Here is a 13,387-nt window from a genome sequence, read left to right as displayed (position 1 = left end):
CTTCGAGGTTTTCTATGAAATCTGTTTGGCTGCTTGGCGTAAGTTTGCTGACATTCTGTTCTGCAAGTTTCGCCCAAAATTCCACCGCTTACACTCCCTCCGAACTAGCTCTTTTCGCTGACGAATCACTCAAGCAATCTATCGGGCAACTTGAAGCCGGTGTGCCGATTAAACTGCTGCAATCCAAACAAGACGCTTCACAAATCGAATTGGAAATGTGGCGTAAAGATAAAGGTTTGGGGCGTATTTGGTATAACCAATTTTCCAAACATATTACCGATGCGGTAATGGATAAAAACTTTATGCAAAATAACCCTACGTTTGAAGTGCTTGAGAAGAAAGAAGATCCGCTTACCGGTTTAGTGTGGCAGAAAGTCAAATTACAAGCGTGGGTAAAAAATTCTAAATTCACTGATAGTCTGACCGATTTTTGGGCGAATGCGGAACAAACTTTTAAGACCGAATGTAGCGTTTGCCACAAACAACGTGATACCAAAATGCACGATGCGAATGAATGGGTTGCCGTATTTAACGGTATGGTCGGCTTTACCGATATGGACGATCCGACCCGTAAACAAGTGCTACGTTATTTGCAAATGCACGCCTCAGACAGCCAACCGAAAGCCGCTAAATAAGGAGTTTGTATGTCATCATCACTTTCAACTTCACGCCGTCAATTCTTAAAAAATATGTCGCTGATGGCGGCTTCTATGGCAATGCCGAATTTCCTTGTGCCAAGAGCAAATGCTGAGGCTTCACAAGCGGTCGAAAACGGTTGGAAAATTACCGGTGCACAATGGGGAGCGGTGCGAGCTAAAATTGAAAACGGTCGAATTGCCGAAATCAAGCCGTTCGAACTGGATAAGCACCCGACCGAAATGATTAACGGTATCAAAGACTTGGTGTACGGCGAAGCACGTATTCGTTATCCGATGGTACGCTTGGATTGGCTCAAAAACCGTCACAACAGTAACAACAGTAATAGAACACAACGTGGCGATAACCGTTTTGTGCGTGTCAGTTGGGACGAAGCACTTGACCTTTTCTATGAAGAACTTGAGCGTATTCAGCAAAATTACGGCCCTTGGGCATTACATACCGCCAATGTCGGCTGGCGTTCTTCCGGTCAATTCCATAGCTGCGGTAACCATATGATCCGTGCGATTGCGATGCACGGCTCGAGCGTTGGCACGGTCGGCGATTACTCCACCGGTGCGGGGCAAACCATTTTGCCTTATGTGTTAGGTTCAACCGAAGTGTATTCACAAGGTACATCGTGGGAAGTCATTCTTAAAGAAACCGAGAATTTAATTTTCTGGGCAAGCGATCCGGTCAAAAACTTACAAGTCGGCTGGAACTGCGAAACGCACGAATCTTACGGCTATTTAGCACAGCTTAAACAGAAAGTGGCGGAACAAAAAATCAATGTCATTAGCATTGATCCGGTGAAAAGCAAAACGCAAAACTTCCTTGGTTGTAAACAGCTTTATATCAATCCGCAAGCGGACGTGCCGTTTATGTTGGCGATTGCTCACACCTTGTATCGTGAAAATTTATACGATAAAGCGTTTATTGATATGTACACGCTCGGTTTTGAGCAATTTGTGCCTTACTTACTCGGCGAAACCGAAGACAAAATTGAGAAAACTGCCGAATGGGCGGCACCGATTTGCGGTATTGAAGCGGAAGAAATCCGTAAATTTGCCCGTATGTTAGCCGGCAAACGTACCCAATTGATTTTCGGTTGGGCAATTCAACGCCAACAACACGGTGAACAGCCTTACTGGATGGGCGCGGTTTTAGCCGCTATGCTCGGACAAATCGGGCTTGCCGGCGGCGGTATCAGTTACGCACACCATTACAGTTCTATCGGCGTATCCAGTTCCGGTGCGGCAATGCCGGGGGCATTCCCATCTACTCTGGATAAGGATCAAGTCGCTAAATATACCAATAAAGATTACCAAGGCTATAGTGAGGTGATTCCGGTTGCCCGTACTACCGATTCTTTACTTCACTCCGGCGAAACCATTGATTATAACGGCAGAAAAATTACCTATGCACCGTATAAAATGGCGATTTTCTCCGGTTGTAACCAATGGAGCCGCCAGTCCGATTTGAATAAGATGAAACGCGCCTTCCAAAAATTGGAAACCGTGGTATCGATTAACTATAGCTGGACCGCAACTTGTCGTTTCTCCGATATTGTTTTACCGGCTTGTACGCCGTTTGAACGTAACGATATTGATGCCTACGGTTCTTATAGCAATCGAGGCGTTTTGGCGATGCAAAAATTGGTTGAGTCGTTATATGAATCCCGCCCTGATTTTGAAATTTTCAAAGACTTATGTCGCCGATTCGGTAAAGAAAAAGAATATTGCCGTGGTATGGACGAAATGGCGTGGTTAGAACGTTTATACAAAGACTGTCGCAATGAAAACCGTGGTAAGTTTGAGATGCCACCTTTCGCTGAATTTTGGCAAAAAGGCTATGTGCTATTCCCAGAAGGCAAACCTTGGGTTCGCCATGCTGATTTCCGTGAAGATCCGGAATTACACGCACTCGGCACACCTTCCGGCTTTATCGAAATCTTTAGCCGTAAAATAGCGAGTTTCGGTTATGCCGACTGTAAAGGCCACCCGATGTGGTTTGAAAAAGCGGAACGTTCGCACGGTGGGCCGAAATCGGATAAATACCCGTTCTGGCTACAATCCGTGCATCCGGATAAACGCTTACATTCACAACTGTGTGAAGCCAAATCGTTACGTGAAACCTACAGCGTGCAAGGACGAGAACCGTTTTATATGAATCCGCAAGATGCAGCAAAATTAGGCATTAAAGACGGCGATTTAGTACGTGTCTATAACGAACGTGGGCAAGTGTTAGTGGGTGCGGTGTTATCCGATAACTTCCCAAGCGGTGTCGTACGTTTACAAGAAGGAGCGTGGTTCTCACCGCTTGATGAAAGCGTGGGAGCGATTGATACTTACGGCTGCCCGAATACGCTAACACTCGATATCGGCGCTTCAAGCTTATCGCAAGCGACTTGCGTCAGTACCTGTTTAGTGAATGTGGAAAAATGGCAAGGCGATGCACCGGCAGCGAATGTTTTCAGCGGCCCGACAGAGGTAGCTCGTTAATGGCACACTCGCAATTACTCAGTTCGGAAGAACGACTATTCTGTTACCGCTGGTTCCATTCGTTACTCGCCAAAGAGCTATCGGAACCGCAGCTACAGGCATTACAAGCGGGTCAATTTGCCTCATTTTTTGCATTTCTTGCCGAGCTTGGCTTTCAGCCACAAGTTACCGACTTGCAAAATGAATTGGCAAAATTGACCGCTTACGATTCACCTCGCTTAGAACTGGCGGCAGATTTTGCACAATGCTTTTTATTGGAGGGCAAATTAAGTGCGCTGCCTTACGCATCTTACTATTTGGATGAACGGGATCTCAGCAAAAATCTTGCGGTAATTGATCAATGGCTAACAAAATTTCAGCTTAAAATCAATCGGTTACATAATGAACCGAGCGATCATCTCTGTATTTATTTAGAAGTGTTGATCAAACTGATTGAAACGGAACAGTCGGTTCAGATTCAGCAACAATTTATCCGACAGCAATTACTCGGCTGGCTACCGCAATGGGCGGAGAAAACCGCCCAAATTCACAGTAGTACCGCGTTTTATCAAATCATTAGTGATTTGTTGCTTGGTTTTCTACAACAAGATATTGCTTAACTACAAAGCTTAACGGGCGCTGATTTGGCGTCCGTTAAGCGGTCACATTTCTGTTATTTTTTGCATAAGTACTTGTGCAAATCGTGCCGCCGCTTGCGGATCCGTATTTAGATACAATGCCGGTTCGATCAATTCCAATTCATTCAGCAAAAATCGATCACTAATAATGGTGCCGTCCACCCGTGCATAGCTTGGTATTTCAGGCAATCTCATCAAAACATCTCGTGCTTGCCGAATAATATTTTGTGGAGGAACTACCGGTAAGATTGCTACGCCATAGGCTGAATTTGCCCGCCATTCGCCTTTGGGGGGCTGACGTCTTACCGCATGGCTAAATTCACCGGCAAAGAAAATCAAACTGGTTTCGCCATTCTCCGCCACCTCCGCAATATAGGGTTGTAACACGATTTGTTGTCCTAAATAGGGGCTAAAATCCGGTATCGCTTGATTCGCTTGCCATTTGATGACCGCATTACCACTCTGTCCGATCGCCGGTTTGATCACCACAGCGTGTCCGTTTTGGTGGTACGGCTGACAAGCGGTCTGAATTTGGGCGAGATCCGCCAATAATAGTTGGCTTGGAATCACATCTACACCCATTTGCTGTAAATCCAGTAAATAGCTTTTGTGCATATTCCAATCCATTAACCGAACGGGGGTTGCAAATTTTTGCCCGAATTCGACCGCTTGTTGCAGCCATTGGCGGAAGCGTTCCGGCTGTTGGGCATAGTCCCACGCACAAAGCGGTAAAATAACATCAGCTTGCGGCTGATTTTGCCAGCAATCCACTTTGACTTGCAGTCCGTTAGCCTGTAATAAGCGAACCAGCGGTTGTAAATTATCAGGAAGATTGGGGTAAGTTTGGCAGGTAGTAATGGCTATCGAATGTGACATAATCGGCTCAAAAAAGGCAAGTGAGCCAAAGCCCACTTGCCATTAAATTGAATAGTTATTTTAACTTAATAAAAAATGTGCCTTGCGGTACAACCGGCAAATATTGGCGGTGGAAATCCAAATAGGTTTTCTCTGGATCAATATCTTTAAACTGTTCAGGATAAAGCGTTTTCGCCATAAATTGTGCGCTGGCTAAGTCGGTAATCGAACGAGATGCGGTGTGATAAATGCCGTACACATTGCCTTTTTTCACCGCCGGTACGTTCGACCAACCGGCACGCTGAGTAAAACCGGCAAGGCGTTTTTGTGCATCCGCTTCGCTGATATTAATCCCCATCGCCATAATTTCGGCATTTTTATCGGTGCCCATTTCCGTACCGGAAATAATCACCACCTCCGGATTAGACGCTAAGAATTGCTCCGGATTAATCGGCCCCCAGTTTTCAATAAACGGCGCAGCAATATTGTCGCCACCAACCGTATTCGCAATCGCTCCCCACATATTTTTACCGAAAGTGAAGCTATATTCCGTCGGACCTTTGTTACCGAATTCCACGTAAATTTTCGGTGGTTTTTGACCGCTTGCCGTTACACGTTTTTGAATCTCTTTGATACCTTGTTCATATTCGCTGGCGATCTGATTTGCACGTGTTTCCGTACCGGCTAGTTGCCCGAAAAGTTGGATACTTTTCGTATGTTTCGCTACGGTTTGTGCATTAAAATCCACCACGACAATCGGAATACCGGCTTGTTCGATACGAGGAATATCGGCGGCGATCGTTTGATATTGCCAATCGGCTAACACTAATACATCCGGTTTTAACGCTAAAGTTTTTTCCAATGAGAACGTTCCGGTATTGATGTTACCGATATCTGCCATTTCCGCTAAATTCGGTAACACTTTACTAAATAAAGCCCAGCTACCGGGGTTAAATTTTTCCCAAAACTCACGTGAAATGCCGACGACATTTTTAAAATTCTCCGAACCGGTTGCGGCAATATAGTCCGGATAATAGAAGCCCAGTACCACACGTTTCGCCGGTACATCAACTTTCACTTGACGATCCAATACGTCTTGTAACACTTTTACTTCCGCTTGCGCTGAGATGCCGGCAAACAATAACGTACTGGCAATAAGCCGTTTAAAATACTGCTTTTTCATCGTAATCCTTATTTCACTTGATCGAGATATTCAAACAAGCGTCCTTTATTCTCTGTGGTACGCTTTTCGATTTTCTCTATTTCTTTGGTCGCATTTTCTAAATTAGTCGGTTTACCTACCTGAATAATACCGCTCATATTCATCGTACGATGCGGAGGACAAACATACACATAAACCCCTTCATGCGTTAAGGTCAGAGTAAATTTGTCATTCTCTTTTGAAAGGAATTTTTCCGCTCCTTCCGGTATCGCTCGACTTTGTACCCAGTGACCTTTATGAGTCGGCACGAAAGTCACCGTATCACCGATCTCCGCTTTCACAAAGCCCGGTTCAAACACCATACCGCCGTCTTTACCGTGATCTAACATTTTCACTTCGTGATCTGCGGCAAATGCGCTACCTGAAAAAGCGAGTAAGGTCGCTAATAATACTTTTTTCATATTCTGCTCCTAATGTAATTGACGTAACGGACGAATTACCGGTTGTCCGGTACTGTCATATAAAATTTCAATTTCAACGTTATATAACCGGCGAATAAGATCCGCTTGTAGCACTTGTTTCGCCTCGCCGAAACCTTGTAACTTACCGTCTCCCAATAAAATCACGTGATCGGAAAATTGGGCGGCAAGGCTCAAGTCGTGCAATACCATGATCGTAATCAGATTATTTTGTTGCGTATATTGGCAAACGTGTTCCAATAAATTGATTTGATGGTGCATATCCAACGCACTGACCGGTTCATCCAACAATAAGATTTCCGGCTGGCGCAATAATACTTGGGCAAACATCACCATTTGTCGTTGCCCACCGCTTAATTGCATCACATCTTGGTGAGCAAGATGCGCAATGCCGAGTTTCTGCATAATGGTGGCGACTTCAGTTAATAATTCATCACTGATATGCATATTTAACGCTTCCGTTCTGCCAAGCAAAATCACTTCTAAAGCGGTCAGCGACGCATCGACTTGCGTATCTTGCGGCATATAACCGATACGTTTACGCCATGCCGAAATCGCATGTTTATTTAGTGTCTGATCCGCATAATGAATATGCCCTTTACAGCCGATTTCTCCAAAAATCGTTTTTAATAGTGAGGATTTACCGGCTCCGTTCGGGCCTAATACCGTATAGACTTTCCCTTTCTCTAAAGACAAATCCAACTGGTCGGCAATCACAAGCGAACCTCGTTTAATATGAACATTTGCAAGTTTTAACATAAATTCTACCGCTTGTTATCTCTTAGTAAGCACAATCCAAAAGAAGAAAGGCACGCCGACAAATGAAGTAATGATACCCACTGGGAACAATGCACCGGGAACAATCACTTTTGATAATACCGAAGCAACCGATAAAAATGCCGCACCGATTAACATTGCGCCCGGCAGAAAAAACCGTTGATCTTCGCCCAATAACATCCGCGCCACGTGCGGTGCGACCAAACCGATAAAGCCGATAATACCGACAAAGCTAATTGCAGTTGCGGTCATAATTGCGACGAAGACGAGCGTTTTTAAACGCAAGCGTTGCAGGTTGATCCCTAGACTAAGCGCACGTGCCTCACCTAAACGCAAAGCGGTCAATTTCCATAAATCTTTTGCAAGTAAGCTAACGCATACAATCGTTACTACCGTCGCAATTGAGAGGTTTTCCCAAGTCGCTTTAGTTAAACTGCCGAATAACCAAAACAGAATTTGTTGCGAAATTTCCGGTGCGGCAATAAATTGGATTAGCGATAACAATGATTGAAATAAAAACAATAACGCAATACCGACTAACACTAACATCGCCGAACTAAAACGGCGCATTGAGGCAAATATAAACAAAATACCGGATGCCAACATGGTCATCACAAAAGCACCTAACGGCACGGCAAACGCAGAAGGTAAACCGAAACCGCCAAATGCAATGACCGTTGAAGCGCCTAAACCGGCCGCTGCGGCTAAACCTAAGGTATAAGGGCTTGCCATCGGGTTATTCAACAAGGTTTGAATCTCCGCACCGCCAACGCCTAATGCCGCCCCAACTACCAACGCCATTAATGCCATAGGTAAACGTAAGTCATAAACGATGACATTCGTGGTGGTTTCCACATCTTCAAAACGTAATAACGCTTTTACCACTTCATCCAATGGCAACATAGAAGGGCCGGTGACAATATCAAATACCAAACCGATTAAACTAATCGCAAGGAAAGTAAGAACGATAAACCAACGCTTGCGTTCCAGCTTGCGTTGGTTTTGAACGATCTTTTCAATCGTTAAATGACTCATGACTATTTACTCTCTGGATAGAGGTAGAAAGTCCCTTGCGGCACGAGAGGCAAGTTTTTACGATAAAACTCCTGATAAGTTTTGGTCGGATCTAAATCTTTGAATAACTCCGGATAAATCGCTTTTGCCACAAATTGAATTGAAGCACTGTCGGAAAGCGTACGCGAATTGGCATGATACACGCCGTATAAACGTTGATTTTTAATCGCCGGTAATTCAGACCAACCAGGACGTTTAGCAAAACCGGCTAAGCGTTTTTGCGCTTCTTGTTTATCAATATTAAAGCCTGCTACCATTGCTTCCGGATTTTTCTTTAATTCCGTTTCGCGCCCGGAAATAATCACCACATCCGGTTTAGCCGCTACCACCAATTCCGGATTAATCGGGCTGTAAAATTCCACCGCATTTTTGGCAATATTTTCCGCACCGACTAAATCAATCATTGCGCCCCACATACTTTTACCGAAGGTAAAACTATGCTCTGCCGGCCCTTTATTTCCAAATTCAACATACACTTTCGGTTTCGGTAAGTTAGCCTTTGCAACACGATCTTGAATCTCTTTCACAATTGCCTTGTATTCTTCGTTTAACTGTTTTGCTTTGGCTTCTTGTCCGGTTAATTGACCGATAATCTCGGTAGATTTCACGTGTTTATCAACCGTTTGCGCTAAATAATCCACTACGACAACCGGAATGCCTGCTGTTTCTAGCGGTTCTAAATCCGAATCTAACGCTTTAAATTGCCAATCCGCCATTAACACGAAGTCCGGTTTCAGCGCTAAAATTTTCTCGATTGAGAACGTTCCGACCTCCACTTCACCAATATCTTCCAACTGATTTAATTTCGGTACCGCTTTGCTGAATTCCGCCCAGCTTGCAGGCGCCCAATCGGACCAAACCGCTTTAGAAAAGCCCACTACATTGTCTAATGCTTTTTCGCCACCGACTGCCATATAATCTTGATAATTAAAAGCCAATACCACTCGTTTAGCCGGCAATTCAACCGTTACTTTGCGTTCAAGGACATCGGTAATTTCAGTCGGCTTGGCATTAGCGAAACCGGATAATGCAAATAACGTTGCAAATGCAACCGCTGTTAATTTGATTCTTTGGAACATAAACCCACCTTAAAAGTCATCCTAAATATCATAGTATTCATTCTAGTCTATTTTAATCAAATGAAAATCATTATTAGTTGTTTTTTATCAAATTTTGTGAGCTTTATCACAAAAGTTAAATATTTAATGGCTAAATAAGCTGATATAACACAAGATATTCAAGCGTTTATCAGGTAGAATAGTTTTAATCAAAGAGAAAAACATAAGGAGCATCTATGAACATTCCATTCTGCTTACCTGAAAATATTAGCTCGGAAACTTTCTTACGTGATTATTGGCAAAAACGACCGCTGTTAATCCGTAACGGCTTGCCGCAAATTGTCGGATTATTCGAGCCGGAAGATATTATGGAGTTAGCGCTGGAAGAGGAAATCACTGCTCGCTTAATCAAATGTGAAAATGAGCAATGGTCGGTTAAAACCAGTCCGTTTGCGGAAAGCGATTTACAAGATCTGCCGGCCCAATTCTCTGTTATGGTACAAAATTTGGAACAATGGTCGCCGGAACTCGGTGCATTGTGGCAAGCGTTTAGCTTCTTACCTCAATGGCAACGTGACGACATTATGGTTTCTTGTTCGCCTAAAGGCGGTACGGTTGGTAAACATTATGATGAATACGATGTTTTTCTCGTACAAGGTTACGGCCAACGCCGTTGGCAGCTAGGTAAGTGGTGTGATCCTTCCACCGAATTTAAACCGAATCAGCCGATTCGTATTTTTGACGATATGGGCGAATTGGTGTTAGACGAAGTGATGAATCCGGGTGACGTGCTTTACGTGCCTTCTCGTATGGCGCACTATGGCGTATCGGAAACGGACGGTTTAACCTTCTCTTTCGGTTTACGTTACCCGAATGCGGCGGATCTACTCGAAAATTTCTGCAAAACCTTAGAACATCATTCGGAAGTGATTGCAGGTTCGGAATTCAATATCCCATTCCGCCTTGCGCCGCATGAACAGCCAAATGCGTTACTTGATCCAAAAATGGTGAAAGTGCTGAAACATCAATTAATCGACTTATTACAAAACTCTGATCAATTTGATGAAATCTTTACTCACAGCGTTGCTACTGCGGTAAGTTCTCGTCGCTATGAATTATTGCAAACGGATAATGAATACTACCCGGATGAAGTACAAGGTATTTTAGAAGAAGGCGGTTGGATCCAACAAGATGCCAATATCAAAATGCTTTATACCGAAAATCCTCAACGTATTTATGTAAACGGTGAATGGATTGACGAGCTAAATGAAGCGGAACAAAACCTATTAATTCGTATCGCTAACGGTGATGCGGTTTCTTGGAATAAACTGGCGTCTAAAGCCAAAGATCAAGAAGAGCTGGAATTATTACTCGATACGCTATGCGATTGGCTGGACAACGGTTGGGTTATTTTAGAAGAAGCGGAATAATTCGTTATTTCACCATAAAGGCGGGGATATTCCTGCCTTTTATTTTTTACAAGCGGTCTGATTTAGCGCAAAGTTTGCAAAAAATTAACCGAAAACAACCGCTTACCATATAAAAGAAAAGGCTTGGGTTTCCCCAAGCCTTTTATCTTTCGCATTAAGCACGTGCGAATTATTCGCCAAGACGCTCTTTGATACGTGCAGATTTACCTGAACGCTCACGTAAGTAGTAAAGTTTAGCTTTACGTACTGCACCTTTACGTTTAACAGAAATGCTGTCAACTACCGGTGAGTGAGTTTGGAATACACGTTCAACGCCTACGCCGTTTGATACTTTACGTAGAGTGAATGCAGAATGCAAGCCACGGTTACGAATTGCAATAACCACGCCTTCGAACGCTTGCAAACGTCTTTTACTACCTTCTACTACCCATACCTTAACTTCTAATGTGTCACCCGGACGGAAGCTAGGTACGTTTTGTTTTAACTGTTCTTGTTCGATTTGTTTGATGATGTTACTCATTTTAAAAACCTTCTAAATCCTAGAATTAACTGATTTTGTGTTGTTTCTTAATTTTAGCCAACAACACGCGTTGTTCGTCAGTCAGAGCTAGGCTATCCAATAGCTCAGGGCGTCTTAACCACGTACGTTCAAGCGATTGTTCTAATCGCCATTTACGAATATTTTCGTGATGACCCGACATCAGCACTTCGGGAACAGGAATACCGTCTAACATTTCCGGGCGAGTGTAATGCGGACAATCCAATAAACCTGTCGCAAATGAATCTTCATCTGCAGAGGCCTGTTTACCTAACACTCCGGGCACAAATCTCGCAACGGCGTCAATCAACGTCATTGCAGGCAATTCGCCCCCTGTAAGCACATAATCACCGATCGACCATTCTTCATCAACTTCCGTTTGAATCAATCGTTCATCAACCCCTTCGTATCGTCCACAAATTAAAATCAGTTTCTGATTTGAAGCCAGTGTTTTCACACCTTGTTGATCCAGCTTACGCCCTTGCGGTGAGAGATAAATAACTTTTGCCTCTACACCGTCTTCCGCTTTTGCCGCCTGCTTTGCTGCATGAATCGCATCACGCAAAGGCTGCACCATCATTAACATTCCCGGTCCGCCGCCGTAAGGGCGATCATCAACCGTTTTATGTTTATCAAACGTGAAATCGCGAGGATTCCAGCATTGAATTTGCAGAAGATCTTGTTTTACCGCACGTCCTGTCACCCCAAAATCGGTAATTGCTTTAAACATTTCGGGGAACAGTGAAATGATACCAATCCACATAATTTATCCTCAAATGTTCTTACTACTTAAAGTTAAAGCTGCACCGCATACCTGAGGTTAGAAACCAGCGTCCCAATCCACCGTAATTGTCTTGGTGGCGAGATCTACTCTTTTAACTACTTGTTCATATAAGAACGGAATTAATCGTTCTTGCTTGCCAAAAGCATCCTTACTGTTAGCGCGTACAACCAAAACATCGTTCGAACCTGTTTCCATTAATTCGGTTACAACGCCCATGCTATAGTCTTCAAGGTTTATCACTTGGCAGCCGATTAAATCGTGCCAGTAATAATCTCCTTCTTCCAATTCAGGAAACACAGATAGATCTACACCGATTTCGGCATTAGTCAGCAACTGTGCGCTCTCACGGTCATCGCTACCTTTTAATTTCACAATCAAATCGTTGTTATGGTAACGCCAACTTTCTAATTCGATTGGTTGCCATTGTCCCTTAATTTTTAAGAACCAAGGCTGATAATCGAAAATGCTTTCGGTTTCTTCAGTTGATGAATAGAGGCGTAACCAGCCACGAATCCCATAGGTTGATCCTAGTTTTCCGACAACTTCAATTTTTTGTTCGCTCATACTACCCACCTACTTTTGCAAAATTTTTAAAAAATTAAGCCGCTTTACGAGCTTCTTTTACTAAAGATGCAACACGGTCTGAAAGATCAGCACCTTTAGCAACCCAAGCATCAACTTTAGCCACGTCTAAACGTAAACGTTCAGCTTGGCCTGCAGCTAATGGATTGAAGAAACCGATACGCTCGATGAAACGACCGTCACGTGGTGAACGGCTGTCTGCTACCACGATTTGATAAAATGGGCGTTTTTTAGCTCCGCCACGAGTTAAACGAATGGTTACCATAACCTTCCTCTAAAATGTTGATAGTAAAAATAAAACCCTCGTTCGAGGTGAGGGTACTAAAATTGCTTTAGTATCTAAATTTAAGATAGAAAAAGCGGATAAATTATACTGATTTTCTACGAAATTACAAGAACAGATCTTTGCAATTGCAAAGCGGACACTAAGAAAAACTCAAGAATATCGGAAAAAAATAAAGCCCGAGATAACTCGGGCTTTCAGATAAGCTGTTTAAGCTATTATTCCGTAGCTGCTTCAGCAACTTCCGGACGATCAACTAACTCAATGTAAGCCATTGGAGCGTTATCGCCTGCACGGAAACCACATTTTAAGATACGAGTATAACCACCCGCACGTTGTGCAAAACGTGGACCTAATTCATTGAATAATTTAGCAACTGTTTCTACGTTGCGAGTACGAGCAAAAGCTAAGCGGCGATTTGCAACGCTGTCTTCTTTTGCTAAAGTAATTAATGGTTCAACTACACGACGTAACTCTTTAGCTTTAGGTAAAGTTGTTTTAATGATCTCATGACCGATTAAAGCACTTGCCATATTACGGAACATCGCTTGGCGATGGCTGCTGTTACGGTTTAATTGACGTCCACTCTTACGATGGCGCATAACCTATTC

15 protein-coding genes are annotated in these 13,387 nt (G+C 43.5%); 4 read left to right on the top strand and 11 right to left on the bottom strand.

Going from position 1 to position 13,387, the window contains the following annotated elements:
• Positions 1-14: 14 nt before the first annotated feature.
• The 3 genes from DRF63_RS09825 to torD are packed head-to-tail and all read left to right on the top strand — an operon-like array spanning position 15 to position 3,736.
• Positions 15-635, top strand: coding sequence for a hypothetical protein (locus DRF63_RS09825; RefSeq protein ID WP_005599365.1), 621 nt, complete (start codon positions 15-17; stop codon positions 633-635).
• Positions 636-644: 9 nt separating this feature from the next.
• A complete protein-coding gene (gene torA, locus DRF63_RS09820; RefSeq protein ID WP_005599364.1) occupies positions 645-3,137 on the top strand; it encodes a trimethylamine-N-oxide reductase TorA in 2,493 nt (830 codons plus the stop codon).
• The gene (torD, locus tag DRF63_RS09815; RefSeq protein WP_005599362.1) at positions 3,137-3,736 is read left to right on the top strand and encodes a molecular chaperone TorD; all 600 of its coding nucleotides are present in this window, start codon (positions 3,137-3,139) and stop codon (positions 3,734-3,736) included. Before torA ends, torD begins: the two co-directional genes overlap by 1 nt.
• Before the next feature lie 42 nt (positions 3,737-3,778).
• Here the strand turns inward: torD and DRF63_RS09810 are convergent, their stop codons facing one another.
• Genes DRF63_RS09810 through DRF63_RS09785 form a run of 6 tightly spaced genes read right to left on the bottom strand, consistent with a single transcriptional unit; the run spans position 3,779 to position 9,180 of the window.
• Positions 3,779-4,630, bottom strand: a complete 852-nt coding sequence (locus DRF63_RS09810) for an ATP-grasp domain-containing protein (protein WP_005619422.1) — start codon at positions 4,628-4,630, stop codon at positions 3,779-3,781.
• A 55-nt stretch (positions 4,631-4,685) separates the two neighbouring features.
• Positions 4,686-5,792 carry an ABC transporter substrate-binding protein gene (locus DRF63_RS09805; protein ID WP_005599357.1) on the bottom strand — a complete coding sequence of 369 codons (1,107 nt, stop codon included), beginning with the start codon at positions 5,790-5,792 and terminating at the stop codon, positions 4,686-4,688.
• An 8-nt stretch (positions 5,793-5,800) separates the two neighbouring features.
• The gene (locus DRF63_RS09800; RefSeq protein ID WP_005599355.1) at positions 5,801-6,232 is read right to left on the bottom strand and encodes a pseudoazurin; all 432 of its coding nucleotides are present in this window, start codon (positions 6,230-6,232) and stop codon (positions 5,801-5,803) included.
• Between the two features lie 9 nt (positions 6,233-6,241).
• Positions 6,242-7,009, bottom strand: a complete 768-nt coding sequence (locus DRF63_RS09795) for an ABC transporter ATP-binding protein (protein WP_005599353.1) — start codon at positions 7,007-7,009, stop codon at positions 6,242-6,244.
• Between the two features lie 15 nt (positions 7,010-7,024).
• On the bottom strand, positions 7,025-8,062 hold the full coding sequence (locus DRF63_RS09790; protein ID WP_005599352.1) for a FecCD family ABC transporter permease: 1,038 nt from the start codon (positions 8,060-8,062) through the stop codon (positions 7,025-7,027).
• 2 nt (positions 8,063-8,064) lie between these two features.
• Complete coding sequence (locus tag DRF63_RS09785; RefSeq protein WP_005599350.1) at positions 8,065-9,180, bottom strand: ABC transporter substrate-binding protein; 1,116 nt, start codon at positions 9,178-9,180, stop codon at positions 8,065-8,067.
• A gap of 215 nt (positions 9,181-9,395) precedes the next feature.
• Between DRF63_RS09785 and DRF63_RS09780 the strand changes: the two genes are divergently transcribed.
• The gene (locus DRF63_RS09780; protein ID WP_005599348.1) at positions 9,396-10,589 is read left to right on the top strand and encodes a ribosomal protein uL16 3-hydroxylase; all 1,194 of its coding nucleotides are present in this window, start codon (positions 9,396-9,398) and stop codon (positions 10,587-10,589) included.
• A 169-nt stretch (positions 10,590-10,758) separates the two neighbouring features.
• On the opposite strand, the gene rplS is transcribed toward DRF63_RS09780, so the two are convergent.
• From rplS to rplQ, 5 genes are all read right to left on the bottom strand, one after another.
• Positions 10,759-11,109: a 50S ribosomal protein L19 gene (gene rplS, locus DRF63_RS09775; RefSeq protein ID WP_005599346.1), complete on the bottom strand. Its 351-nt coding sequence runs from the start codon at positions 11,107-11,109 to the stop codon at positions 10,759-10,761.
• Positions 11,110-11,134: 25 nt separating this feature from the next.
• The gene (gene trmD, locus DRF63_RS09770) at positions 11,135-11,890 is read right to left on the bottom strand and encodes a tRNA (guanosine(37)-N1)-methyltransferase TrmD (RefSeq protein WP_005599344.1); all 756 of its coding nucleotides are present in this window, start codon (positions 11,888-11,890) and stop codon (positions 11,135-11,137) included.
• A 57-nt stretch (positions 11,891-11,947) separates the two neighbouring features.
• Positions 11,948-12,475: a ribosome maturation factor RimM gene (rimM, locus tag DRF63_RS09765; RefSeq protein WP_005599336.1), complete on the bottom strand. Its 528-nt coding sequence runs from the start codon at positions 12,473-12,475 to the stop codon at positions 11,948-11,950.
• 34 nt (positions 12,476-12,509) lie between these two features.
• The gene (gene rpsP / locus DRF63_RS09760; RefSeq protein WP_005599334.1) at positions 12,510-12,758 is read right to left on the bottom strand and encodes a 30S ribosomal protein S16; all 249 of its coding nucleotides are present in this window, start codon (positions 12,756-12,758) and stop codon (positions 12,510-12,512) included.
• A gap of 236 nt (positions 12,759-12,994) precedes the next feature.
• Positions 12,995-13,378, bottom strand: coding sequence for a 50S ribosomal protein L17 (rplQ, locus tag DRF63_RS09755; RefSeq protein ID WP_005599330.1), 384 nt, complete (start codon positions 13,376-13,378; stop codon positions 12,995-12,997).
• Between the last annotated feature and the right edge of the window lie 9 nt (positions 13,379-13,387).

Origin of the sequence: Actinobacillus pleuropneumoniae, assembly GCF_003290385.1 — a bacterium.
In the GTDB taxonomy this organism is placed as follows: domain Bacteria; phylum Pseudomonadota; class Gammaproteobacteria; order Enterobacterales; family Pasteurellaceae; genus Actinobacillus; species Actinobacillus lignieresii.
The sequence above is the reverse complement of the archived record's forward strand: the minus strand, read 5'-3'. Positions and strand labels throughout refer to the sequence as shown.

Bases quoted from the DNA above. Each gene is read 5' to 3' on its own strand.
- DRF63_RS09825 (WP_005599365.1), top strand. From the start codon at position 15: ATGAAATCTGTTTGGCTGCTTGGCGTAAGTTTGCTGACATTCTGTTCT.
- torA (WP_005599364.1), top strand. From the start codon at position 645: ATGTCATCATCACTTTCAACTTCACGCCGTCAATTCTTAAAAAATATG.
- torD (WP_005599362.1), top strand. From the start codon at position 3,137: ATGGCACACTCGCAATTACTCAGTTCGGAAGAACGACTATTCTGTTAC.
- DRF63_RS09810 (WP_005619422.1), bottom strand. From the start codon at position 4,630: ATGTCACATTCGATAGCCATTACTACCTGCCAAACTTACCCCAATCTT.
- DRF63_RS09805 (WP_005599357.1), bottom strand. From the start codon at position 5,792: ATGAAAAAGCAGTATTTTAAACGGCTTATTGCCAGTACGTTATTGTTT.
- DRF63_RS09800 (WP_005599355.1), bottom strand. From the start codon at position 6,232: ATGAAAAAAGTATTATTAGCGACCTTACTCGCTTTTTCAGGTAGCGCA.
- DRF63_RS09795 (WP_005599353.1), bottom strand. From the start codon at position 7,009: ATGTTAAAACTTGCAAATGTTCATATTAAACGAGGTTCGCTTGTGATT.
- DRF63_RS09790 (WP_005599352.1), bottom strand. From the start codon at position 8,062: ATGAGTCATTTAACGATTGAAAAGATCGTTCAAAACCAACGCAAGCTG.
- DRF63_RS09785 (WP_005599350.1), bottom strand. From the start codon at position 9,180: ATGTTCCAAAGAATCAAATTAACAGCGGTTGCATTTGCAACGTTATTT.
- DRF63_RS09780 (WP_005599348.1), top strand. From the start codon at position 9,396: ATGAACATTCCATTCTGCTTACCTGAAAATATTAGCTCGGAAACTTTC.
- rplS (WP_005599346.1), bottom strand. From the start codon at position 11,109: ATGAGTAACATCATCAAACAAATCGAACAAGAACAGTTAAAACAAAAC.
- trmD (WP_005599344.1), bottom strand. From the start codon at position 11,890: ATGTGGATTGGTATCATTTCACTGTTCCCCGAAATGTTTAAAGCAATT.
- rimM (WP_005599336.1), bottom strand. From the start codon at position 12,475: ATGAGCGAACAAAAAATTGAAGTTGTCGGAAAACTAGGATCAACCTAT.
- rpsP (WP_005599334.1), bottom strand. From the start codon at position 12,758: ATGGTAACCATTCGTTTAACTCGTGGCGGAGCTAAAAAACGCCCATTT.
- rplQ (WP_005599330.1), bottom strand. From the start codon at position 13,378: ATGCGCCATCGTAAGAGTGGACGTCAATTAAACCGTAACAGCAGCCAT.